The sequence below is a fragment of the Escherichia sp. WS1451 genome (genome assembly GCF_046487365.1).
Taxonomy (GTDB): Bacteria; Pseudomonadota; Gammaproteobacteria; order Enterobacterales; family Enterobacteriaceae; genus Escherichia; species Escherichia coli.
Window position 1 is genome coordinate 30,271 of the sequence record NZ_JBJQJP010000006.1, and the last position, 20,879, is coordinate 51,149.

19 protein-coding genes and 1 other RNA gene are annotated in these 20,879 nt (G+C 51.1%); 10 read left to right on the forward strand and 10 right to left on the reverse strand.

All coding sequences use genetic code 11. The features are described 5' to 3' along the window. Positions 1 to 81: 81 nt before the first annotated feature. Positions 82 to 729, reverse strand: a complete 648-nt coding sequence (gene acrR, locus ACJHX7_RS09935) for a multidrug efflux transporter transcriptional repressor AcrR (protein ID WP_000101737.1) — start codon at positions 727 to 729, stop codon at positions 82 to 84. 141 nt (positions 730 to 870) lie between these two features. On the opposite strand from acrR, the gene acrA reads away from it, so the two are divergent. From acrA to pdeB, 7 genes are all read left to right on the forward strand, one after another. Then, entirely contained in the window at positions 871 to 2,064 is a 1,194-nt protein-coding gene (gene acrA / locus ACJHX7_RS09940; protein ID WP_001295833.1) for a multidrug efflux RND transporter periplasmic adaptor subunit AcrA, read from the forward strand. Between the two features lie 22 nt (positions 2,065 to 2,086). Beyond that, entirely contained in the window at positions 2,087 to 5,236 is a 3,150-nt protein-coding gene (acrB, locus tag ACJHX7_RS09945; RefSeq protein ID WP_001132469.1) for an efflux RND transporter permease AcrB, read from the forward strand. Positions 5,237 to 5,782: 546 nt separating this feature from the next. Beyond that, complete coding sequence (gene tomB, locus ACJHX7_RS09950) at positions 5,783 to 6,157, forward strand: Hha toxicity modulator TomB (RefSeq protein ID WP_000344800.1); 375 nt, start codon at positions 5,783 to 5,785, stop codon at positions 6,155 to 6,157. Positions 6,158 to 6,182: 25 nt separating this feature from the next. Next, positions 6,183 to 6,401 (forward strand): HHA domain-containing protein, encoded by a 219-nt coding sequence (locus tag ACJHX7_RS09955; protein WP_001291435.1) that lies wholly within the window; start codon positions 6,183 to 6,185, stop codon positions 6,399 to 6,401. 171 nt (positions 6,402 to 6,572) lie between these two features. Continuing rightward, complete coding sequence (gene maa, locus ACJHX7_RS09960; protein ID WP_000102561.1) at positions 6,573 to 7,124, forward strand: maltose O-acetyltransferase; 552 nt, start codon at positions 6,573 to 6,575, stop codon at positions 7,122 to 7,124. Between the two features lie 115 nt (positions 7,125 to 7,239). Then, positions 7,240 to 7,710 carry a YlaC family protein gene (locus tag ACJHX7_RS09965; RefSeq protein ID WP_000136192.1) on the forward strand — a complete coding sequence of 157 codons (471 nt, stop codon included), beginning with the start codon at positions 7,240 to 7,242 and terminating at the stop codon, positions 7,708 to 7,710. A gap of 163 nt (positions 7,711 to 7,873) precedes the next feature. After that, entirely contained in the window at positions 7,874 to 9,424 is a 1,551-nt protein-coding gene (pdeB, locus tag ACJHX7_RS09970) for a cyclic-guanylate-specific phosphodiesterase PdeB (RefSeq protein WP_001571032.1), read from the forward strand. A gap of 40 nt (positions 9,425 to 9,464) precedes the next feature. Here pdeB and ACJHX7_RS09975 read toward each other — a convergent pair whose 3' ends face one another. Next, positions 9,465 to 9,818, reverse strand: coding sequence for a DUF1428 domain-containing protein (locus ACJHX7_RS09975; protein WP_000878140.1), 354 nt, complete (start codon positions 9,816 to 9,818; stop codon positions 9,465 to 9,467). Between the two features lie 119 nt (positions 9,819 to 9,937). Further along, positions 9,938 to 10,034, reverse strand: an RNA gene (gene ffs / locus ACJHX7_RS09980) — signal recognition particle sRNA small type. Positions 10,035 to 10,196: 162 nt separating this feature from the next. On the opposite strand from ffs, the gene ACJHX7_RS09985 reads away from it, so the two are divergent. Next, complete coding sequence (locus ACJHX7_RS09985) at positions 10,197 to 10,508, forward strand: MGMT family protein (RefSeq protein ID WP_000409911.1); 312 nt, start codon at positions 10,197 to 10,199, stop codon at positions 10,506 to 10,508. Positions 10,509 to 10,538: 30 nt separating this feature from the next. Here ACJHX7_RS09985 and ACJHX7_RS09990 read toward each other — a convergent pair whose 3' ends face one another. Then, positions 10,539 to 11,111: a YbaY family lipoprotein gene (locus ACJHX7_RS09990; protein ID WP_000779831.1), complete on the reverse strand. Its 573-nt coding sequence runs from the start codon at positions 11,109 to 11,111 to the stop codon at positions 10,539 to 10,541. A 217-nt stretch (positions 11,112 to 11,328) separates the two neighbouring features. Here ACJHX7_RS09990 and tesB point away from each other — a divergent pair, with 217 nt between their 5' ends. Beyond that, entirely contained in the window at positions 11,329 to 12,189 is an 861-nt protein-coding gene (gene tesB, locus ACJHX7_RS09995) for an acyl-CoA thioesterase II (protein ID WP_000075876.1), read from the forward strand. A gap of 48 nt (positions 12,190 to 12,237) precedes the next feature. On the opposite strand, the gene amtB is transcribed toward tesB, so the two are convergent. The 6 genes from amtB to cof all read right to left on the reverse strand — a co-directional run bounded on the left by amtB (position 12,238) and on the right by cof (position 19,078). Next, on the reverse strand, positions 12,238 to 13,524 hold the full coding sequence (gene amtB, locus ACJHX7_RS10000) for an ammonium transporter AmtB (protein WP_000685029.1): 1,287 nt from the start codon (positions 13,522 to 13,524) through the stop codon (positions 12,238 to 12,240). Positions 13,525 to 13,553: 29 nt separating this feature from the next. Then, positions 13,554 to 13,892, reverse strand: a complete 339-nt coding sequence (glnK, locus tag ACJHX7_RS10005) for a P-II family nitrogen regulator (RefSeq protein WP_000780338.1) — start codon at positions 13,890 to 13,892, stop codon at positions 13,554 to 13,556. A 180-nt stretch (positions 13,893 to 14,072) separates the two neighbouring features. Next, positions 14,073 to 15,854 carry a SmdB family multidrug efflux ABC transporter permease/ATP-binding protein gene (locus ACJHX7_RS10010; protein WP_001256209.1) on the reverse strand — a complete coding sequence of 594 codons (1,782 nt, stop codon included), beginning with the start codon at positions 15,852 to 15,854 and terminating at the stop codon, positions 14,073 to 14,075. Further along, positions 15,847 to 17,619, reverse strand: coding sequence for a SmdA family multidrug ABC transporter permease/ATP-binding protein (locus ACJHX7_RS10015; RefSeq protein ID WP_410231560.1), 1,773 nt, complete (start codon positions 17,617 to 17,619; stop codon positions 15,847 to 15,849). The genes ACJHX7_RS10010 and ACJHX7_RS10015 overlap by 8 nt, the downstream gene beginning before the upstream one ends. Before the next feature lie 29 nt (positions 17,620 to 17,648). Then, positions 17,649 to 18,107 (reverse strand): DNA-binding transcriptional regulator DecR, encoded by a 459-nt coding sequence (gene decR, locus ACJHX7_RS10020; protein ID WP_000884589.1) that lies wholly within the window; start codon positions 18,105 to 18,107, stop codon positions 17,649 to 17,651. 152 nt (positions 18,108 to 18,259) lie between these two features. After that, the gene (gene cof / locus ACJHX7_RS10025; RefSeq protein ID WP_000113027.1) at positions 18,260 to 19,078 is read right to left on the reverse strand and encodes an HMP-PP phosphatase; all 819 of its coding nucleotides are present in this window, start codon (positions 19,076 to 19,078) and stop codon (positions 18,260 to 18,262) included. 99 nt (positions 19,079 to 19,177) lie between these two features. Between cof and ACJHX7_RS10030 the strand changes: the two genes are divergently transcribed. Then, positions 19,178 to 20,878, forward strand: a complete 1,701-nt coding sequence (locus ACJHX7_RS10030; RefSeq protein WP_001238237.1) for an SgrR family transcriptional regulator — start codon at positions 19,178 to 19,180, stop codon at positions 20,876 to 20,878. Position 20,879 lies beyond the last annotated feature (1 nt).

The following is a 20,879-nucleotide window of genomic DNA, read 5'->3' on the forward strand; positions in this document are numbered from 1 at the left end:
ACCGCAAGAATATCACGACGCAGTGAACCAGAATAGCAACGACGAAAATGTCCAGGAAAAATCCTGGAGTCAGATTCAGGGTTATTCGTTAGTGGCAGGATTACGAAGCGTGGGGCACAGGAGATACATCTCCAGTAAGATGGCGACGTAATCGCGGGCTTCTTTTTTAAGATCAAAAGATTGCGGGGCAAAGAGCCAGTTTTCCATCAGGCCGGAAATATAGCCGCGCATAATAATTGCTGCGCGACGCGTCATTAAATCCGCAGGCAACATTTTCGCTTCAATACAATGTTTTAACGTTTGTTCTATACGGTCATAACTTTCCAGACAGAGATTACGTTGTGCCTGTTGCACAACAGCCATTTCTCCGACAAATTCGCATTTGTGGAATATAATCTCCATCAATAATCGACGCCGTTCTTCTGTCACCGTGGATTCAAGAACATGAATTAATATCTCTCTTAATACTGAGAGTGGATCGCCAGGGAATTTTGCCTGATACTCAAGCTCTAGTTCACCAATATTGGATTCTGACAGTTCCCAGATCTCACTGAACAAATCCGACTTGTCTTTAAAATGCCAGTAGATTGCACCGCGCGTAACGCCAGCTGCTTTTGCAATCTCGCCCAGCGAGGTGGATGATACCCCCTGCTGTGAGAAAAGACGTAGAGCCACATCGAGGATGTGTTGGCGCGTTTCTTGCGCTTCTTGTTTGGTTTTTCGTGCCATATGTTCGTGAATTTACAGGCGTTAGATTTACATACATTTGTGAATGTATGTACCATAGCACGACGATAATATAAACGCAGCAATGGGTTTATTAACTTTTGACCATTGACCAATTTGAAATCGGACACTCGAGGTTTACATATGAACAAAAACAGAGGGTTTACGCCTCTGGCGGTCGTTCTGATGCTCTCAGGCAGCTTAGCCCTAACAGGATGTGACGACAAACAGGCCCAACAAGGTGGCCAGCAGATGCCCGCCGTTGGCGTAGTAACAGTCAAAACTGAACCTCTGCAGATCACAACCGAGCTTCCGGGTCGCACCAGTGCCTACCGGATCGCAGAAGTTCGTCCTCAAGTTAGCGGGATTATCCTGAAGCGTAATTTCAAAGAAGGTAGCGACATCGAAGCAGGTGTCTCTCTCTATCAGATTGATCCTGCGACCTATCAGGCGGCATACGACAGTGCGAAAGGTGATCTGGCGAAAGCCCAGGCTGCAGCCAATATCGCGCAATTGACGGTGAATCGTTATCAGAAATTGCTCGGTACTCAGTACATCAGTAAGCAAGAGTACGATCAGGCTCTGGCTGATGCGCAACAGGCGAATGCTGCGGTCACTGCGGCGAAAGCTGCCGTTGAAACTGCGCGGATCAATCTGGCTTACACCAAAGTCACCTCGCCGATTAGCGGTCGCATTGGTAAGTCGAACGTGACAGAAGGCGCATTGGTACAGAACGGTCAGGCGACTGCGCTGGCAACCGTGCAGCAACTTGATCCGATCTACGTTGATGTGACCCAGTCCAGCAACGACTTCCTGCGCCTGAAACAGGAACTGGCAAATGGCACGCTGAAACAAGAGAACGGCAAAGCCAAAGTGTCGCTGATCACCAGTGACGGCATTAAGTTCCCGCAGGACGGTACGCTGGAATTCTCTGACGTTACCGTTGATCAGACCACCGGGTCTATCACCCTACGCGCTATCTTCCCGAACCCGGATCACACTCTGCTGCCGGGTATGTTCGTACGTGCACGTCTGGAAGAAGGGCTTAATCCAAACGCTATTTTAGTCCCGCAACAGGGCGTAACCCGTACGCCGCGTGGCGATGCCACCGTACTGGTGGTTGGCGCGGATGACAAAGTGGAAACCCGTCCGATCGTTGCAAGCCAGGCTATCGGCGATAAGTGGCTGGTGACAGAAGGTCTGAAAGCAGGCGATCGCGTAGTAATAAGTGGGCTGCAGAAAGTGCGTCCTGGTGTCCAGGTAAAAGCACAAGAAGTTACCGCTGATAATAACCAGCAAGCCGCAAGCGGTGCTCAGCCTGAACAGTCCAAGTCTTAACTTAAACAGGAGCCGTTAAGACATGCCTAATTTCTTTATCGATCGCCCGATTTTTGCGTGGGTGATCGCCATTATCATCATGTTGGCAGGGGGGCTGGCGATCCTCAAACTGCCGGTGGCGCAATATCCTACGATTGCACCGCCGGCAGTAACGATCTCCGCCTCCTACCCTGGCGCTGATGCGAAAACAGTGCAGGACACGGTGACACAGGTTATCGAACAGAATATGAACGGTATCGATAACCTGATGTACATGTCCTCTAACAGTGACTCCACGGGTACCGTGCAGATCACCCTGACCTTTGAGTCTGGTACTGATGCGGATATCGCGCAGGTTCAGGTGCAGAACAAACTGCAGCTGGCGATGCCGTTGCTGCCACAAGAAGTACAGCAGCAAGGGGTGAGCGTTGAGAAATCATCCAGCAGCTTCCTGATGGTTGTCGGCGTTATCAACACCGATGGCACCATGACGCAGGAGGATATCTCCGACTACGTGGCGGCGAATATGAAAGATGCCATCAGCCGTACGTCGGGCGTGGGTGACGTTCAGTTGTTCGGTTCACAGTACGCGATGCGTATCTGGATGAACCCGAATGAACTAAACAAATTCCAGCTAACACCGGTTGATGTCATTACTGCCATCAAAGCGCAGAACGCCCAGGTTGCGGCGGGTCAGCTCGGTGGTACGCCGCCGGTGAAAGGCCAACAGCTTAACGCCTCTATTATTGCTCAGACGCGTCTGACCTCTACTGAAGAGTTCGGCAAAATCCTGCTGAAAGTGAATCAGGATGGTTCCCGCGTGCTGCTGCGTGATGTGGCGAAAATTGAGCTGGGTGGTGAGAACTACGACATCATCGCAGAGTTTAACGGCCAACCGGCTTCCGGTCTGGGGATCAAGCTGGCGACCGGTGCAAACGCGCTGGATACCGCTGCGGCAATCCGTGCTGAACTGGCGAAGATGGAACCGTTCTTCCCGTCGGGTCTGAAAATTGTTTACCCGTACGACACCACGCCGTTCGTGAAAATCTCTATTCACGAAGTGGTTAAAACGCTGGTCGAAGCGATCATCCTCGTGTTCCTGGTTATGTATCTGTTCCTGCAGAACTTCCGCGCGACGTTGATTCCGACCATTGCCGTACCGGTGGTATTGCTGGGGACCTTTGCCGTCCTTGCCGCCTTTGGCTTCTCGATAAACACGCTAACAATGTTCGGGATGGTGCTCGCCATCGGCCTGTTGGTGGATGACGCCATCGTTGTGGTAGAAAACGTTGAGCGTGTTATGGCGGAAGAAGGTTTGCCGCCAAAAGAAGCTACCCGTAAGTCGATGGGGCAGATTCAGGGCGCTCTGGTCGGTATCGCGATGGTACTGTCGGCGGTATTCGTACCGATGGCCTTCTTTGGCGGTTCTACCGGTGCTATTTATCGTCAGTTCTCTATTACCATTGTTTCAGCAATGGCGCTGTCAGTACTGGTGGCGTTGATCCTGACTCCGGCTCTTTGTGCCACCATGCTGAAACCGATTGCCAAAGGCGATCACGGGGAAGGTAAAAAAGGCTTCTTCGGCTGGTTTAACCGCATGTTCGAAAAGAGCACGCACCACTACACGGACAGCGTAGGCGGTATTCTGCGCAGTACAGGGCGTTACCTGGTGCTGTATTTGATCATCGTGGTCGGCATGGCCTATCTGTTCGTGCGTCTGCCAAGCTCCTTCTTGCCAGATGAAGACCAGGGCGTATTTATGACCATGGTTCAGCTGCCAGCAGGTGCAACGCAGGAACGTACGCAGAAAGTGCTCAATGAGGTAACGCATTACTATCTGACCAAAGAAAAGAACAACGTTGAGTCGGTGTTCGCCGTTAACGGCTTCGGCTTTGCGGGACGTGGTCAGAATACCGGTATTGCGTTCGTTTCCTTGAAGGACTGGGCCGATCGCCCGGGCGAAGAAAACAAAGTTGAAGCGATTACCATGCGTGCAACACGCGCTTTCTCGCAAATCAAAGATGCGATGGTTTTCGCCTTTAACCTGCCCGCAATCGTGGAACTGGGTACTGCAACCGGCTTTGACTTTGAGCTGATTGACCAGGCTGGCCTTGGTCACGAAAAACTGACTCAGGCGCGTAACCAGCTGCTTGCAGAAGCAGCGAAGCACCCTGATATGTTGACCAGCGTACGTCCAAACGGTCTGGAAGATACCCCGCAGTTTAAGATTGATATCGACCAGGAAAAAGCGCAGGCGCTGGGTGTTTCTATCAACGACATTAACACCACTCTGGGCGCTGCATGGGGCGGTAGCTATGTGAACGACTTTATCGACCGCGGTCGTGTGAAGAAAGTTTACGTCATGTCAGAAGCGAAATACCGTATGCTGCCGGATGATATCGGCGACTGGTATGTTCGTGCTGCTGATGGTCAGATGGTGCCGTTCTCGGCGTTCTCCTCTTCTCGTTGGGAGTACGGTTCGCCGCGTCTGGAACGTTACAACGGCCTGCCATCCATGGAAATCTTAGGCCAGGCGGCACCGGGTAAAAGTACCGGTGAAGCAATGGAGCTGATGGAACAACTGGCGAGCAAACTGCCTACCGGTGTTGGCTATGACTGGACGGGGATGTCCTATCAGGAACGTCTCTCCGGCAACCAGGCACCTTCACTGTACGCGATTTCGTTGATTGTCGTGTTCCTGTGTCTGGCGGCGCTGTATGAAAGCTGGTCGATTCCGTTCTCCGTTATGCTGGTCGTTCCGCTGGGGGTTATCGGTGCGTTGCTGGCTGCCACCTTCCGTGGCCTGACCAATGACGTTTACTTCCAGGTAGGCCTGCTCACAACCATTGGGTTGTCGGCGAAGAACGCGATACTTATCGTCGAATTCGCCAAAGACTTGATGGATAAAGAAGGTAAAGGTCTGATTGAAGCGACGCTTGATGCGGTGCGGATGCGTTTACGTCCGATCCTGATGACCTCGCTGGCGTTTATCCTCGGCGTTATGCCGCTGGTTATCAGTACTGGTGCTGGTTCCGGCGCACAGAATGCAGTAGGTACCGGTGTAATGGGCGGGATGGTGACCGCAACGGTACTGGCAATCTTCTTCGTTCCGGTATTCTTTGTGGTGGTTCGCCGCCGCTTTAGCCGCAAGAATGAAGATATCGAGCACAGCCATACTGTCGATCATCATTGATACAACGTGTAATCACTAAGGCCGCGCAAGCGGCCTTTTTTATGCATAACCTACGAACATTAAGGAGTCATTGAACCACCAACTCAGGATCTCATACGAAAACCAGTATTAAACACGTATAAAATTCATAAAAAATACTGATTGTTAGTTAATTTATTATTAAGTAGCGCTAATAGATTTAATAATCCATAATCATTTAGAGGCTATTCTTAATTATTTGCGGTAATTCTTTATTCATTCCTCGGTTATTACGTCATATTCAGAGCAATCCTGGTATTAGTGTTACCAATTTCATCTGGCGATAATCCTGAAATGTTATGAACAGTTCGAGCAAACTGCTTTTACCTGCTGCGGGTTAGTGCTAGTATGAAAAAGTAAGTCCTGTCCCGCTTCCTTCCTAATTGTAATTTTTCGTAATAATGCGATGAAAACCTGCAAAGAGTGGCTTATAGTTAAGCTAACAAACGAGAGGGCAAGTCCAGGTCAGTAAGTTTTTTCCATCCCGAAAGGTGTCCGTTAGTTCAACCGCTAAGAAGGGGACGCGTTATGGATGAATACTCACCCAAAAGACATGATATCGCACAGCTTAAGTTTCTCTGTGAAACCCTGTATCATGACTGTCTTGCAAACCTTGAAGAAAGCAATCATGGCTGGGTTAACGACCCAACCTCGGCGATCAACCTCCAGTTGAATGAACTGATTGAGCATATTGCGACCTTCGCACTTAATTACAAAATTAAGTATAATGAAGACAATAAGCTCATTGAGCAGATCGACGAATATCTGGATGACACCTTTATGTTGTTCAGCAGTTATGGTATTAATATGCAGGATCTTCAGAAATGGCGGAAGTCAGGTAATCGACTATTCCGTTGTTTTGTCAATGCGACGAAAGAGAATCCTGCGAGTTTATCTTGTTAGAATTATTACAACCATGGGTAGAAGTATGTCCGAAAAACCTTTAACGAAAACCGATTATTTAATGCGTTTACGTCGTTGCCAGACAATTGACACGCTGGAGCGTGTTATCGAGAAAAATAAATACGAATTATCAGATAATGAACTGGCGGTATTTTACTCAGCCGCAGATCACCGCCTCGCCGAATTGACTATGAATAAACTGTACGACAAGATCCCTTCCTCAGTATGGAAATTTATTCGCTAATAAATAATTGGCTTTCGGAGCTATAACCAGCTGTTTATTAAGAATTTTATACTTTATCGCCATGAAGGCATACCCTATGTGATCTTCATCACACAGACGTAATGGGAACGTTCTCTTCACTGACTTTTCGTCTTACTGTGTTGCCGCATTTTCAGCAACCGGAGGTCAGTAATGAGCACAGAAAAAGAAAAGATGATTGCTGGTGAGTTGTATCGCTCGGCAGATGAGACGTTATCTCGCGATCGCCTGCGCGCTCGTCAGCTTATTCACCGATACAATCATTCCCTGGCGGAAGAGCACACATTACGCCAGCAAATTCTCGCTGATTTATTCGGTCAGGTGACAGAGGCTTATATTGAGCCAACGTTTCGCTGTGATTATGGCTATAACATTTTTCTCGGCAATAATTTTTTCGCCAACTTCGATTGCGTGATGCTTGATGTCTGCCCTATTCGCATCGGTGATAACTGTATGTTGGCACCAGGCGTTCATATCTACACGGCAACACATCCCATCGACCCTGTAGCACGTAATAGCGGTGCTGAACTGGGGAAACCCGTCACCATCGGTAATAACGTCTGGATTGGCGGACGCGCGATCATTAACCCTGGTGTGACCATTGGTGATAACGTCGTGGTAGCCTCAGGTGCAGTTGTCACAAAAGATGTCCCGGACAACGTTGTCGTGGGCGGTAATCCAGCCAGAATAATTAAAAAATTGTAACCAGTTTTTCGCAACTGTTATGCAAAATCGTGGCAAATCTGTTACTTTCCCTCTACTATTCCCACGTTAAAATAGGGTGTTCCCTGGAAAGTTGCAGATACCACGAAGGCAAACGATGACCGAAATACAACGCCTGCTGACCGAAACGATTGAGTCTCTGAATACCCGCGAAAAACGCGACAACAAACCCCGCTTTAGTATCAGTTTTATCCGTAAACATCCGGGGCTATTTATCGGTATGTATGTTGCTTTTTTTGCCACCCTGGCGGTGATGTTGCAGTCCGAAACGCTTTCAGGCTCTGTCTGGCTACTGGTGGTATTATTTATCCTGCTAAATGGTTTCTTCTTTTTCGATGTCTACCCACGCTACCGCTATGAAGATATCGACGTGCTGGATTTCCGCGTTTGCTATAACGGCGAATGGTACAACACGCGCTTTGTACCTGCCGCGCTGGTTGAAGCCATCTTGAACTCTCCGCGTGTCGCGGATGTTCATAAAGAACAACTGCAAAAAATGATCGTCCGTAAAGGTGAACTGTCTTTTTACGATATTTTTACCCTCGCTCGCGCCGAATCAACATCTTAAGTTAGGGTTACATACCAGGCGTAAAGCTCTGCGCCTGGTCAAATGACAACGTTCGTTTCCACCCATCACTTCATGAAATCCCGGCTCTACCTCCTTATCTCCTGCCAGCCTTTTTCCACAATCAGATATACTTTCCCTACACTGTGTTAATAAGGATATGCTGGTGAGAACACGACATCTGGTCGGCCTTATTTCGGGAGTACTGATTCTTTCAGTATTGCTGCCTGTCGGCTTAAGCATCTGGCTGGCCCATCAGCAGGTAGAAACATCATTTATTGAAGAGCTGAATACGTATTCCTCCCGCGTCGCTATTCGGGCCAATAAGGTGGCGACACAAGGGAAAGATGCGCTGCAAGAGCTGGAAAGATGGCAAGGCGCTGCCTGTAGCGAAGCCCATCTCATGGAAATGCGTCGGGTATCTTACAGTTATCGCTATATTCAGGAAGTGGTTTATATCGATAACAACGTTCCCCAGTGTTCGTCTCTGGAGCATGAAAGCCCGCCCGATACCTTCCCCGAGCCAGGTAAAATTTCGAAAGATGGTTATCGTGTCTGGTTAACATCGCATAACGATTTAGGCATTATCCGTTACATGGTCGCCATGGGAACGGCACATTATGTCGTCATGATCGACCCCGCTTCCTTTATTGATGTCATTCCCTATAGCTCATGGCAAATTGATGCCGCCATTATTGGCAATGCCCATAACGTTGTGATAACCAGCAGTGATGAAATTGCTCAGGGAATTATTACCAGACTACAAAAAACACCCGGTGAGCATATCGAAAATAATGGAATCATTTACGATATCCTGCCCTTACCGGAGATGAATATTTCGATCATCACCTGGGCTTCAACGAAAATGTTGCAGAAAGGCTGGCATCGGCAAGTCTTTATTTGGTTACCGTTCGGGTTGGTGATTGGCCTGCTGGCAGCGATGTTTGTGCTGCGTATTTTGCGCCGTATCCAGTCACCGCATCATCGGCTGCAGGATGCTATCGAAAATCGTGATATTTGCGTGCACTATCAGCCGATTGTCTCCTTAGCCAATGGCAAAATTGTCGGTGCTGAGGCACTGGCGCGCTGGCCGCAGACAGACGGTAGTTGGTTGTCACCAGATAGTTTTATTCCGCTGGCACAGCAAACGGGGCTTTCTGAGCCGTTGACGCTACTGATTATAAAAAGTGTCTTTGAAGATATGGGCGACTGGCTGCGTCAGCATCCGCAGCAGCATATTTCGATCAATCTTGAATCCACCGTGCTCACCTCGGAAAAAATCCCGCAATTGCTGCGTGAAATGATCAATCACTATCAGGTTAATCCCAGACAGATCGCGCTTGAACTCACTGAACGCGAGTTTGCCGATCCGAAAACCAGCGCCCCGATAATTTCTCGCTACCGGGAGGCGGGCCATGAAATTTATCTCGATGATTTTGGTACGGGGTATTCAAGTTTAAGCTATTTACAGGATCTGGATGTCGACATTCTGAAGATCGATAAATCTTTCGTTGATGCGCTGGAATATAAAAATGTCACGCCACATATCATCGAAATGGCAAAAACACTGAAACTGAAAATGGTAGCGGAGGGAATCGAAACCAGTAAACAAGAAGAGTGGCTACGTCAGCATGGCGTGCACTACGGCCAGGGCTGGCTCTACAGCAAGGCATTACCGAAAGAGGATTTCTTACGCTGGGCCGAGCAACATTTGTGAATTTTAGGGCTGACGGCACGCCGCACAGCCCGTCCGCTACCTACTCGTCGATGATTGATTCGAATCCACCATAGATCATTCGCTTGCCGTCAAACGGCATGGACTCGCCGAACTCTTTCATCCGTGGGTCCGACATCATCTTTTGATTAGCAGCGTCGCGGACCTCTTTTGAAGGGTATTCAATCCAGCTAAAGACAACCTCTTCATTCTCTTCAGCTTTTACCGCCATACGAAAATCGGTCACTTTGCCATCCGGTACATCGCTGGCCCAGCATTCGACAATACGAAGCGCGCCAAACTCTTTAAACAATGGCGCGGCCTTAGCGGCCATTTCCCGATAGGCATCCTTTTTATCGGCAGGAACGGCAACCACAAAACCATCAACATACTTCATCAGACATACCTCCGAAGCGTACTGCGCAGCCAGACAATTCTTGCGACGTCAGTTGTGGTTAAAGTTTAGCCATGTTGGGATTTTTTGACGAAACGGTGGGAGGTAGAAATGGGTGGGGGCCCTGCCAGCTACATCCCGGCACACGCGTCATCTGCCTTGGCTGCTTCCTTCCGGACCTGACCTGGTAAACAGAGTAGCGTTGCGGGAGAACCAACAGAGCCCCCATTGAGAGCGTTGAGAACCAACGCGCAGGCGCATTATCACTGCTGCCCCGGCTAATTGCAACCCATTGCGTGCCGGATGCTGGTTTCTTGCGCAATGCGACTTCACTCGGGCGTTTTTCCAGATTATGCTGAAAAATTACCTCAGGAAGAAAAGATGGAAAAAGAAGATTCATTTCCCCAACGCGTCTGGCAAATCGTCGCCGCTATTCCCGAAGGCTATGTCACCACTTACGGTGATGTGGCGAAACTGGCAGGATCGCCCCGCGCCGCGCGCCAGGTGGGCGGTGTGTTAAAGCGTCTCCCTGAAGGCAGCACCTTGCCCTGGCACCGGGTGGTTAATCGCCACGGCACAATTTCGCTAACCGGACCGGATTTACAGCGTCAACGACAGGCATTACTGGCAGAAGGTGTGATGGTATCGGGAAGCGGGCAAATCGACTTGCAGCGTTATCGCTGGAACTACTAACCCTCTCCGGGCGGAGAGGGTTAACTGCGCTTAATATTGCGTAGGAGCTGGAACTGCCGAAGACGGATTCACCTGAGTTGGTGAAGTCGAAGGTACGGTAGTCGTTGCGCCACCGCTGGCCTGAACCGGCACGGCGGTTTGCTGCACCGGCACCAATGTCAGGTCGGCTTTAGTTCCGCCCTGGTTGATCACCGGCTGAACGGTATCGGTAATAAATACCAGTTTGTCATTCACGGTAATCGCCGCACTCAACAGAATACGCGCATTCGGCTGAACATCTGCCGGGTTAAATGGCAGAACAAAGCTGAATGGTGACTGTTTACCTTCGGTACGCACCGCTTTCTGCGCCAGCACTTTCGACGGCGCATCGGCTAAAGACGCGTCAGAAAGTGTCACGGTCAGCACGGCATCAGGCGGCAGTGCGACTTTCTGACGGATCCAAACGGTACCGGAGACATTCGGTTGCTGGATAGCAGGTTGTTGTGTTGCTGAAATAGACGTATTTGCAGCCGGTGCTGGCGTCTGAATATCCGCGCTTTTATCTGCGCAAGCCGCCAACGCAATCGCAACCGCTAAACCACTGGCCATGTGCACGAGTTTCATTCACTTCTCCTTATTATCAATGCACCAGCGGGCTAACTTTCCTCGCCGGAAGAGTGGTTAACAAAATAGTAACGTCAACAAGTGTGGCACACATCACGCATTTCTGCCTGTAATTAGCCCTTAATTCAGACTATTGCACCCATCGGACCAGTGGCAAATTTGCGTTATACTCAACTCACTTTGGCTTGCTGCGGCAGCTTTGTTACTGGAGAGTTATATGAGTCAGGCGCTAAAAAATTTACTGACATTGTTAAATCTGGAAAAAATTGAGGAAGGACTCTTTCGCGGCCAGAGTGAAGATTTAGGTTTACGCCAGGTGTTTGGCGGCCAGGTCGTGGGTCAGGCCTTGTATGCTGCAAAAGAGACCGTCCCTGAAGAGCGGCTGGTACATTCGTTTCACAGCTACTTTCTTCGCCCAGGCGATAGTAAGAAGCCGATTATTTATGATGTCGAAACGCTGCGTGACGGTAACAGCTTCAGCGCCCGCCGGGTTGCTGCTATTCAAAACGGCAAACCGATTTTTTATATGACGGCCTCTTTCCAGGCACCAGAAGCGGGTTTCGAACATCAAAAAACAATGCCGTCCGCGCCAGCGCCTGATGGCCTGCCTTCGGAAACGCAAATCGCCCAATCGCTGGCGCACCTGCTGCCGCCAGTGCTGAAAGATAAATTCATCTGCGATCGTCCGCTGGAAGTCCGTCCGGTGGAATTTCATAACCCATTGAAAGGTCACGTCGCAGAACCACATCGTCAGGTGTGGATCCGCGCAAATGGTAGCGTGCCGGATGATCTGCGCGTTCATCAGTATCTGCTCGGTTACGCTTCTGATCTTAACTTCCTGCCGGTAGCTCTACAGCCGCACGGCATCGGTTTTCTCGAACCAGGAATTCAGATAGCGACCATCGACCATTCCATGTGGTTCCATCGCCCGTTTAATTTGAATGAATGGCTGCTGTATAGCGTGGAGAGCACCTCGGCGTCCAGCGCACGCGGCTTTGTGCGCGGTGAGTTTTATACTCAGGACGGCGTGCTGGTTGCCTCGACCGTTCAGGAAGGGGTAATGCGTAATCACAATTAAAAAAATAGCCGGAGGTGAAAACCGTCCGGCTGTTTTTTGCAGTGCTTATTACGCGTTATAGGCATTTTCGCCGTGGCTGTTGACGTCCAACCCTTCTCGCTCCTGTTCTTCCGGTACACGCAGACCAACCGTCAGATCCGCCAGTTTGTAGCCAATAAACGCCACCACACCGGACCAGACAATCGTAATGGCAATGCTTTCCAGCTGTACCAGCAACTGATGGCCCATCGTCACACCTTCAGCGAAGCCCACGCCGCCCAGCGAACTGGCGGCAAAAATCCCGGTCATAATACAGCCGACAATGCCACAAACACCGTGCACACCGAAGACATCGCAGGGATCATCCACCCGCAGCAAGCGTTTGAGCATGGTAACGCCCCACAAGCCCGCCAGACCAGCTACCACACCGATAATCAACGCGCCGCCAACACCAATGTAGCCACACGCTGGCGTCACGCCGACCAGACCGGCAATCGCGCCAGAACACGCTCCCAGCAGTGAAGGCTTACCGCGCAGCGCCCATTCACCGAAGATCCAGCCAAGAATTGCTGCCGCCGTTGCGACCACAGTATTCACAAATGCCAGTGCTGCGATTTCATTCGCCGTGCCCGCTGACCCGGCGTTAAAGCCAAACCAACCGATATAGAGAATGGCAGTCCCGGTGAAGACCATCGGCAGGTTGTGCGGTTTAAACGCCTCTTTGCCGAAGCCCACGCGTTTGCCTATCAGATACGCGCCCACCAGACCGGCGATTGCGGCGTTAATGTGCACCACAGTGCCACCCGCAAAATCCAGTGCACCGTGAGAAGCCAGCAAACCGCCGCCCCAGACCATATGCGCAATCGGAATGTAGGAGAGCGTCAGCCATACCACCACGAAAATCAACACAGCTGAGAAACGGATTCGTTCCGCCAGTGCTCCAACTATCAAGCCTACGGTAATGCAGGCAAACGATCCCTGAAACGCTACGTGGATATACTGATAAATGCTGCCCATCACCGCCGTCAGTTCGATGTTTTTCAGCATCAACCAGTTAATGTTGCCGAAGAAGTTGTTTCCCTCACCAAACGCCAGCGAGTAACCGTAAACCACCCAGAGAATACAGACCAGTGCAAACGTCACCGTCACCTGCGTCAGCATCGACAGCACGTTTTTGCCGCGAATCAACCCACCGTAAAACAGGGCAATCCCCGGAATAGTCATAAACAGCACCAGCGCAGTACAAATCATCATAAACGCATTGTCGGCTTTATCGGCCACCGCAGGTGCAGCCATTACCAGTCCCGGCAGCATCGCCAGTGAAGCAAGCCCAGTTTTTATCGTCGCTATCTTCATTTTTCGTTCCTGTTGCTGTGTGCCAGAGATTACAGCGCCGCTTCGTCGGCTTCGCCGGTACGAATACGAATGACGCGTTGCAATTCAGCGACGAAGATTTTGCCGTCGCCAATTTTTCCGGTGTAAGCCGCCTTACTGACGATATCAATCACTTCATCGAGTTGGTCATCAGCAATCGCCACATCAATTTTTACTTTTGGCAGGAAGTTGACGCTGTATTCCGCCCCCCGGTACAGCTCGGCATGCCCTTTCTGACGCCCGAAACCTTTCACTTCGGTGACGGTCAGGCCCTGAATACCAATGGAAGATAACGCTTCACGAACGTCTTCCAGCTTGAATGGTTTGATTATCACGGTCACCAGCTTCATAGATCCCCTCCGGTCAGAATTCGGTAATGGTTCTGCTACACGAAGAAGGTATTGCAAGCGGTGTGCCAGAAATGAAAAACGAGAAAGAGAGCAGGAAGTTAAGAAGATTGAAAATGAAAACGCACTATGACAGTGCACAGTGCGTTACATTTTTGCACCAACGATGAAATATTGCGCTATTCAGGCGCTCAATGATTCCTCTTCACGCACGCTGGCTGCCAGCTCTTCGCCCGCAAGTTGCAGTTGATACATCTGCCAGTAGCGTCCCTGGGCCGCCAGCAGTTGCTGGTGAGTGCCCTGCTCCACAGCTTGCCCACGATGAAGCACCAGAATGGTGTCGGCATCAACAATAGTTGATAAGCGGTGAGCAATCACCACCAGCGTGGTATGTTCACGCACCGCCGCCAGAGCATGTTGAATCGCCTGTTCAGTACCGGAGTCAATGCTGGCTGTTGCCTCATCAAGGATCAGGATTTGCGGCGTCTCCACCAACACGCGTGCCAGTGCCAGCAGTTGCTTTTGCCCGACTGAGAGATTATTCCCCTGCTCGCCAAGCGGCGTGTAAATACCGTCGCTCATGCTACGCGCCAGCTCCGCCAGTTGCACGGTTTCCAGCGCCTGCCAGACGCGTTCTTCGGAGATATCACGCCCCAGCGTCACGTTGGCGAGGAAGGTATCCGCCAGCACCACCGGATCTTGCTGCACCATTGCCACGCCCTGGCGCAGCGCGCTGTGACTTAGCGAACTTAATGGACGACCATCAAGGCGAATCTCACCTTCCGTTAGCGGGTAATAGCCCATCAATAAACTGGCGAGGGTACTTTTACCACTGCCGGTATGCCCGACCAGCGCCACAAAATTGCGCGAAGGCACAGAGAGATTAATGTTCTTTAGCACCATATTGTCATCGCGATAAGCAAATGACACGTTATCGACTTCGATGGTGCCGCTCTGTAACGGGCGATCATCATTGCCATATTGCTGGCGCGGTCCGTCCATCAGTTCAAACACACGCTCACCAGCAACTACAGCCTGTTGCAGCATCGCCTGCTGCGTGGTCAGTTCGATTAAGGGTTCGTTAAGTCGCCCAAGATAGCTGATAAATGCATACAACACGCCCACTTCAATGGTGCCGCTGGCGGAGAAGCCAAACAGCATCAACAACCCACAAAGAATGAGCGATGAAAACAGACTCAGCAGCGGACGCAGCAGAAAACCGTCGAGGCGCAGGGTTTGCATCCTCGCCATATAGTGTGAACGACTGGCCTCACCCATACGTTCGCCAAATCGCGCCTGCTGACGGAACTGCTGGATAACGCTCATGCCATTGATAATTTCGTTAAAGCCGTCGTTGATATCTGCCAGATAAGCGCGCACACGACGGACAATCGGCGTGCTGTAACGCTGATATATCACCATTACCACCAGCACCACCGGGAAAATCATTATCGCCACCAGCGCCATTCGCCAGTCGAGGCTGAACATTGCCACCAGCATCGCGCCCACCAGTGCGGCGCTACGCAGGACAGTTGCCACTACGGTAACGTAGAGGTCGCGGATCACTTCAGTGTCATTAGTGACGCGGGAAATCACCTGCCCGACGGGTTGGGTATCAAACTCGCTTAATGGCTGGCGTAACGCAGCATCCATCACGTCGGTACGCAACTGTTGCACTACGCCTACTGCCGCCCGATTAAACAGCAGCGACTGCGCGTAATGTAGCCCGGCGGCAAACAGTTGCAGCCCAACATACGCCGCAGCCAGCCCTGCAACCACTTTCAACGGCAGGTTATTTTTCGCTACCATATTGTCGATAAAATAGCTGATAAGCAGCGGCCCACTGACTTCTGCCGCCGCCGCAACCCACATCATCAGGACCGCAATCCCCAACGGTTTACGCCACGGTGAACCGTACGCTAACAGACGCTTGAGAGTCGGCCACAGTTGGCTAAAACTACGCATCGACGGCCTCCTCGCGAATTTCCGGAGCGTCGTCGAGCGCCGCCTCCAGTTGTTGATAGCGATACATATCGCGATACCAGCCACTTTGTTGCGCCAGCTCATCATGATTGCCACGCTGGGCGATATGTCCGTGCTGTATCACAATAATTTCACTGGCTTCCGTCAGTGCAGAAAGGCGATGGGCACTGATGATTACCGTTCTTCCCTGCCCCCACTGACGCAGGTTATGCAGGATCTGGTGCTCTGTGCGTCCGTCTACTGCCGAAAGCGCATCATCAAGGATGAGGATTTCCGCGTTGACTAATAACGCACGAGCAATGGAGATACGCTGTTTTTGCCCACCGGAAAGCATCACGCCGCGCTCGCCCACTTCTGTATCGTAACCTTGCGGTAAACGCAAAATATCGTCATGCACGCTGGCTAACCGCGCGACATGCTCAATCTCTTGCTGGGTGGCATTCGGGCAACCCAACGCGATGTTGTTCGCTACGGTGTCGGAAAAAAGGAACGGTGTCTGGCTAACTACCGCCAGGCGGCTACGCCAGCTATCGAGTTGTAACTTCGTCAGAGGAATATCATGAAAGCGGATATCCCCCTCGCTGACGTCGAAATGACGCTGAATGAGCGACAACAGGGTACTTTTGCCGGAACCAGTCGGCCCGCAAATACCTACCATCTGACCGGGTTTCAGGGCGAAATTGACGTTTTCCAGCGCAGGATGGTCAGTCTGCGGATACGTGAACTGGCGAATATTTACATCCAGTTCGCCACGACCTTCCGGCACGGGTTCGCTACCATCATTCACCACCGGCGCTTCCGCCAGCATCGCGCGAATGCGGCTGTACGCAGCACTACCACGTTCCACTATGTTAAACATCCATGCCAGCGCCAGCATTGGCCAAATCATCAGACCTAAATACATCATAAAACTGGTGAGCTGGCCCAGCGTTAAACTACCCTGCACCACCATCCAACTACCGCCGCCAATCGCCAGCAAGTTCGCCGTGCCGATGGCGATGTAAATCGTCGGATCAAAACGGGCATCAATACGTGCCACCCGCATGTTTTTCTTGCCGGTATCTTCGGCATCCGCGGCAAATAACGCCGACTGGCGATCTTCCAGACCAAAAGCTTTGATCATGCGGATACTGGTGAGGCTTTCCTGGGTGCGGTCATTAAGACTGGAAAACGCCGCCTGTGCCAGCTTAAAGCGTTCATGCAAGGCATCGCCGTTGCGCTTGATCATGATCGCCATCACTGGCATCGGCAACAGGGCAAATAAGGTCAACTGCCAGCTAATTTGCGTAGACATCATAATCAACACAGCGCAGCCCATTACCAGTGAATCCACCAGCGTCAGCACCCCTTCTCCGGCGGCAAACACGACGCGATCGACGTCATTGGTCGCACGAGCCATGAGGTCACCCGTGCGATGACGCAGGTAAAACTCAGGATGCTGCCGGCTTAGCTGGCGGTAATAATCTTCACGCAGTTCAACAGCCAGTTGATAAGACGCACCAAACAGCAATACGCGCCAGACGTAACGCAGGAGATAAACCACAACGGCAATCAGCACCATGGTGGCGATCCACATCAGGATCTGCCCGGTAGTAAAGTGTTGTTCTGTCACGCCATCGACAACAATACCAACCACTTTTGGCGGAACCAGTTGCAGCATCGCGATAATGACAAGCAAGGCGACAGCCCCGAGATAGCGACGCCATTCCCGACGGAAATACCAGCTTAATTGAGCAAATAATCGCACGCGTTGTGTCCTGACCTGATTCTGGATATTTATTCGATGGGTAAAGAAGTGGTGTATTTAATCTGTTCCATCGCGAAGCTGGAAGTGACGTCCGACAGCCCCGGCACGCTGTTTACCAGACGCTTATAAAACTCGTCGTAGCGTTTCATGTCGGCAACCTGGACGCGCATCAGATAATCGTATTCACCGGCCATGCGCCAGAACCCCAGCACTTCTGGCATTTCGGTAACCACCGTGACAAAGCGGCAATACCATTCGCTGCTGTGATGTTGCGTTTTTATCAGCACAAAGGCGGTCAGGCCGAGGCCTATTTTTTCCGGATCCAGCAGGGCGACTTTGCCGATAAGAATACCGTCGTCCTCCAGCCGTTTCAGACGCTTCCAGCAGGGGGTGGTTGTCAGATTAACGGCTTCAGCCAGTGCCTGCAAAGAGAGGGTGCAATCCTGCTGTAGCAAGGCCAGCAGCTTACGGTCAATTTTATCTAACATAGCCCTTCCACAGAGAATTTTTTTCTCTTTTAATTCTATTTTAAAGGTGAAATCGCGACAATTTATTCTGTGCGGTTTAAGCACCACGGCACAAAATGACAAATTCAACGCAAAAAAAACCGGGCAATTGCCCGGTGCTGGAAGGGATCTCGTTATTCGGGGGAATAAGGTAGATGTGGATAGTCCAGCCAGTGCGTCAAATAGTGAGAGACAGCCTGATTTCGGCAATGTCCAATCACCGGTAAATGCGGGAGCTCCGCGCGCAGTTGCGGCATCGCATTGCCCATAATAAATCCGCTACCGACACTGCCTAACATTTCGCGATCGTTCATCGCATCACCAAAGGCCATGCAATCGCGTAACGATAAACCTAAATGTTGGGTCAGCACCGTCAATGCAGCGCCTTTATTGCAGCCCACCGGCAGCACTTCGAGGCAATCCGTGGCGGAAAAACATAAATGTGCACGCTCGCCTAATGCTTCGTATAGCTGGATCTGCAAGCGTGTAAGATCGTCGTGATCGCCACAGAAGCAGATCTTGGTGACGCTGCCGAGTGGCATTTTTTTGACATCGATTATCTGATAACGAAAACCGCTATAGACAAATGCCTGCAACAACGCAGGGATCTCTTTCCCGGTAAACCAACCATCGTCATTGAAGATATGCATGCTTGCTCGGGTATCCCATTGCTGATACAGCACCAGCTCCGCGACATCCGCAGGTAAATCATCACGATGTAAAAGTTCACCTTCCAGAGAATGCACGCGCGTTCCGTTGCCAGTAATCAAATATGCATCCAGCGATAGCGCCCCGAGAATATGCTGCATCTCCAGCGCATGACGCCCCGTGGCAAAAGTGAGGGTAATGTCGCGTTCACGCAGTCGCGCCAAAGTAGAGAGGGTTTTCTCACCTAAATGATGGTCAGGCATCAATAAAGTGCCATCCATATCAAATGCTGCCAGACGAGCCATTTCTTTCTCCACTCTGTGACACGGTTAATGGTGATTGAGTATCACCTGATATATACGGAAGTAATAGTGAATAGTTAAATAATATTGTTCCGGGTTTATATGCGACTGCTCAACCGTCTTAACCAGTATCAACGTCTGTGGCAACCTTCCGCCGGAAAGCCGCAAACCGTCACCGTCAGCGAACTGGCCGAACGCTGTTTTTGCAGCGAACGCCATGTTCGTACGCTGTTGCGTCAGGCACAGGAGGCGGGATGGCTGGAGTGGCAGGCGCAGTCAGGACGCGGAAAGCGCGGACAATTACGCTTTCTGGTCACGCCAGAATCGCTACGCAATGCGATGATGGAACAGGCACTGGAAACCGGAAAGCAGCAAGATGTGCTGGAGCTGGCGCAACTGGCCCCAGGTGAGCTGCGCACTCTGTTACAGCCGTTTATGGGCGGACAATGGCAAAACGATACGCCCACGTTGCGTATTCCCTACTATCGCCCGCTCGAACCGCTACAACCGGGCTTTTTGCCCGGCCGTGCCGAGCAGCATCTGGCCGGACAGATATTTTCCGGCCTGACCCGCTTCGATAATAATACCCAGCGCCCGATTGGCGATTTAGCGCATCACTGGGAAACCTCTACTGACGGGTTACGCTGGGATTTTTATCTTCGCTCAACCTTACACTGGCATAACGGCGATGCAGTAAAAGCCTCCCACTTACACCAGCGGTTATTGATGCTGTTACAACTGCCAGCACTGGATCAATTATTTATTAGCGTGAAGCGTATTGAAGTCACCCATCCGCAGTGTCTGACCTTCTTTTTACATCGCCCCGATTACTGGCTTGCGCACCGGCTGGCGAGCTATTGCAGCCATCTGGCGCATCCGCAATTCCCCCTGATCGGCACGGGTCCTTTTCGCTTAACACAATTCACAGCGGAACTGGTGCGCCTGGAAAGCCATGATTATTACCATTTACGTCATCCGCTGCTTAAAGCGGTTGAGTACTGGATAACTCCGCCGCTTTTCGAAAAAGATTTGGGAACCAGTTGTCGGCATCCCGTGCAAATCACCATCGGCAAACCGGAGGAGCTGCAACGGGTCAGCCAGGTCAGTAGTGGCATCAGTTTAGGTTTTTGCTATTTAACGTTGCGCAAAAGTCCCCGACTGTCCCTCTGGCAGGCGCGAAAAGTGATCTCCATTATTCATCAATCCGGTTTATTACAAACGTTAGAAGTCGGAGAAAACCTGATCACCGCCAGTCATGCATTACTGCCAGGCTGGACTATTCCGCAATGGCAAGTACCGGATGAAGTCAAACTACCGAAAACCTTGACGCTGGTTTATCACCTACCGATAGAACTTCATACCATGGCAGAACGTCTACAGGCGACACTGGCAGCGGAAGGCTGTGAACTCACAATTATTTTTCATAACGCAAAAAACTGGGACGACACGACCCTACTGGCACACGCAGACCTCATGATGGGCGACAGATTAATTGGCGAAGCACCGGAATATACCCTGGAGCAATGGCTGCGTTGCGATCCACTGTGGCCACATGTTTTCGACGCTCCAGCATATGCACATTTGCAATCGACACTGGACGCGGTGCAAGTAATGCCTGATGAGGAAAACCGATTTAATGCCCTGAAAGCGGTTTTTAGCCAGTTAATGGCAGACGCGACGCTGACGCCGCTATTCAACTATCACTATCGCATTAGTGCCCCTCCCGGCGTGAACGGTGTGCGACTGACACCGCGCGGCTGGTTTGAATTTACCGAAGCCTGGCTTCCCGCGCCGTCGCAATGAA

Coding starts and splice junctions, on each gene's coding strand:
- ACJHX7_RS10010 (WP_001256209.1), bottom strand. CDS start 15,854: ATGCGTAGTTTTAGCCAACTGTGGCCGACTCTCAAGCGTCTGTTAGCG.
- acrB (WP_001132469.1), top strand. CDS start 2,087: ATGCCTAATTTCTTTATCGATCGCCCGATTTTTGCGTGGGTGATCGCC.
- amtB (WP_000685029.1), bottom strand. CDS start 13,524: ATGAAGATAGCGACGATAAAAACTGGGCTTGCTTCACTGGCGATGCTG.
- ACJHX7_RS09985 (WP_000409911.1), top strand. CDS start 10,197: ATGGAAAAAGAAGATTCATTTCCCCAACGCGTCTGGCAAATCGTCGCC.
- ACJHX7_RS09975 (WP_000878140.1), bottom strand. CDS start 9,818: ATGAAGTATGTTGATGGTTTTGTGGTTGCCGTTCCTGCCGATAAAAAG.
- acrA (WP_001295833.1), top strand. CDS start 871: ATGAACAAAAACAGAGGGTTTACGCCTCTGGCGGTCGTTCTGATGCTC.
- maa (WP_000102561.1), top strand. CDS start 6,573: ATGAGCACAGAAAAAGAAAAGATGATTGCTGGTGAGTTGTATCGCTCG.
- ACJHX7_RS09955 (WP_001291435.1), top strand. CDS start 6,183: ATGTCCGAAAAACCTTTAACGAAAACCGATTATTTAATGCGTTTACGT.
- glnK (WP_000780338.1), bottom strand. CDS start 13,892: ATGAAGCTGGTGACCGTGATAATCAAACCATTCAAGCTGGAAGACGTT.
- ACJHX7_RS09965 (WP_000136192.1), top strand. CDS start 7,240: ATGACCGAAATACAACGCCTGCTGACCGAAACGATTGAGTCTCTGAAT.
- tesB (WP_000075876.1), top strand. CDS start 11,329: ATGAGTCAGGCGCTAAAAAATTTACTGACATTGTTAAATCTGGAAAAA.
- decR (WP_000884589.1), bottom strand. CDS start 18,107: ATGTTAGATAAAATTGACCGTAAGCTGCTGGCCTTGCTACAGCAGGAT.
- ACJHX7_RS10030 (WP_001238237.1), top strand. CDS start 19,178: ATGCGACTGCTCAACCGTCTTAACCAGTATCAACGTCTGTGGCAACCT.
- tomB (WP_000344800.1), top strand. CDS start 5,783: ATGGATGAATACTCACCCAAAAGACATGATATCGCACAGCTTAAGTTT.
- acrR (WP_000101737.1), bottom strand. CDS start 729: ATGGCACGAAAAACCAAACAAGAAGCGCAAGAAACGCGCCAACACATC.
- cof (WP_000113027.1), bottom strand. CDS start 19,078: ATGGCTCGTCTGGCAGCATTTGATATGGATGGCACTTTATTGATGCCT.
- ACJHX7_RS09990 (WP_000779831.1), bottom strand. CDS start 11,111: ATGAAACTCGTGCACATGGCCAGTGGTTTAGCGGTTGCGATTGCGTTG.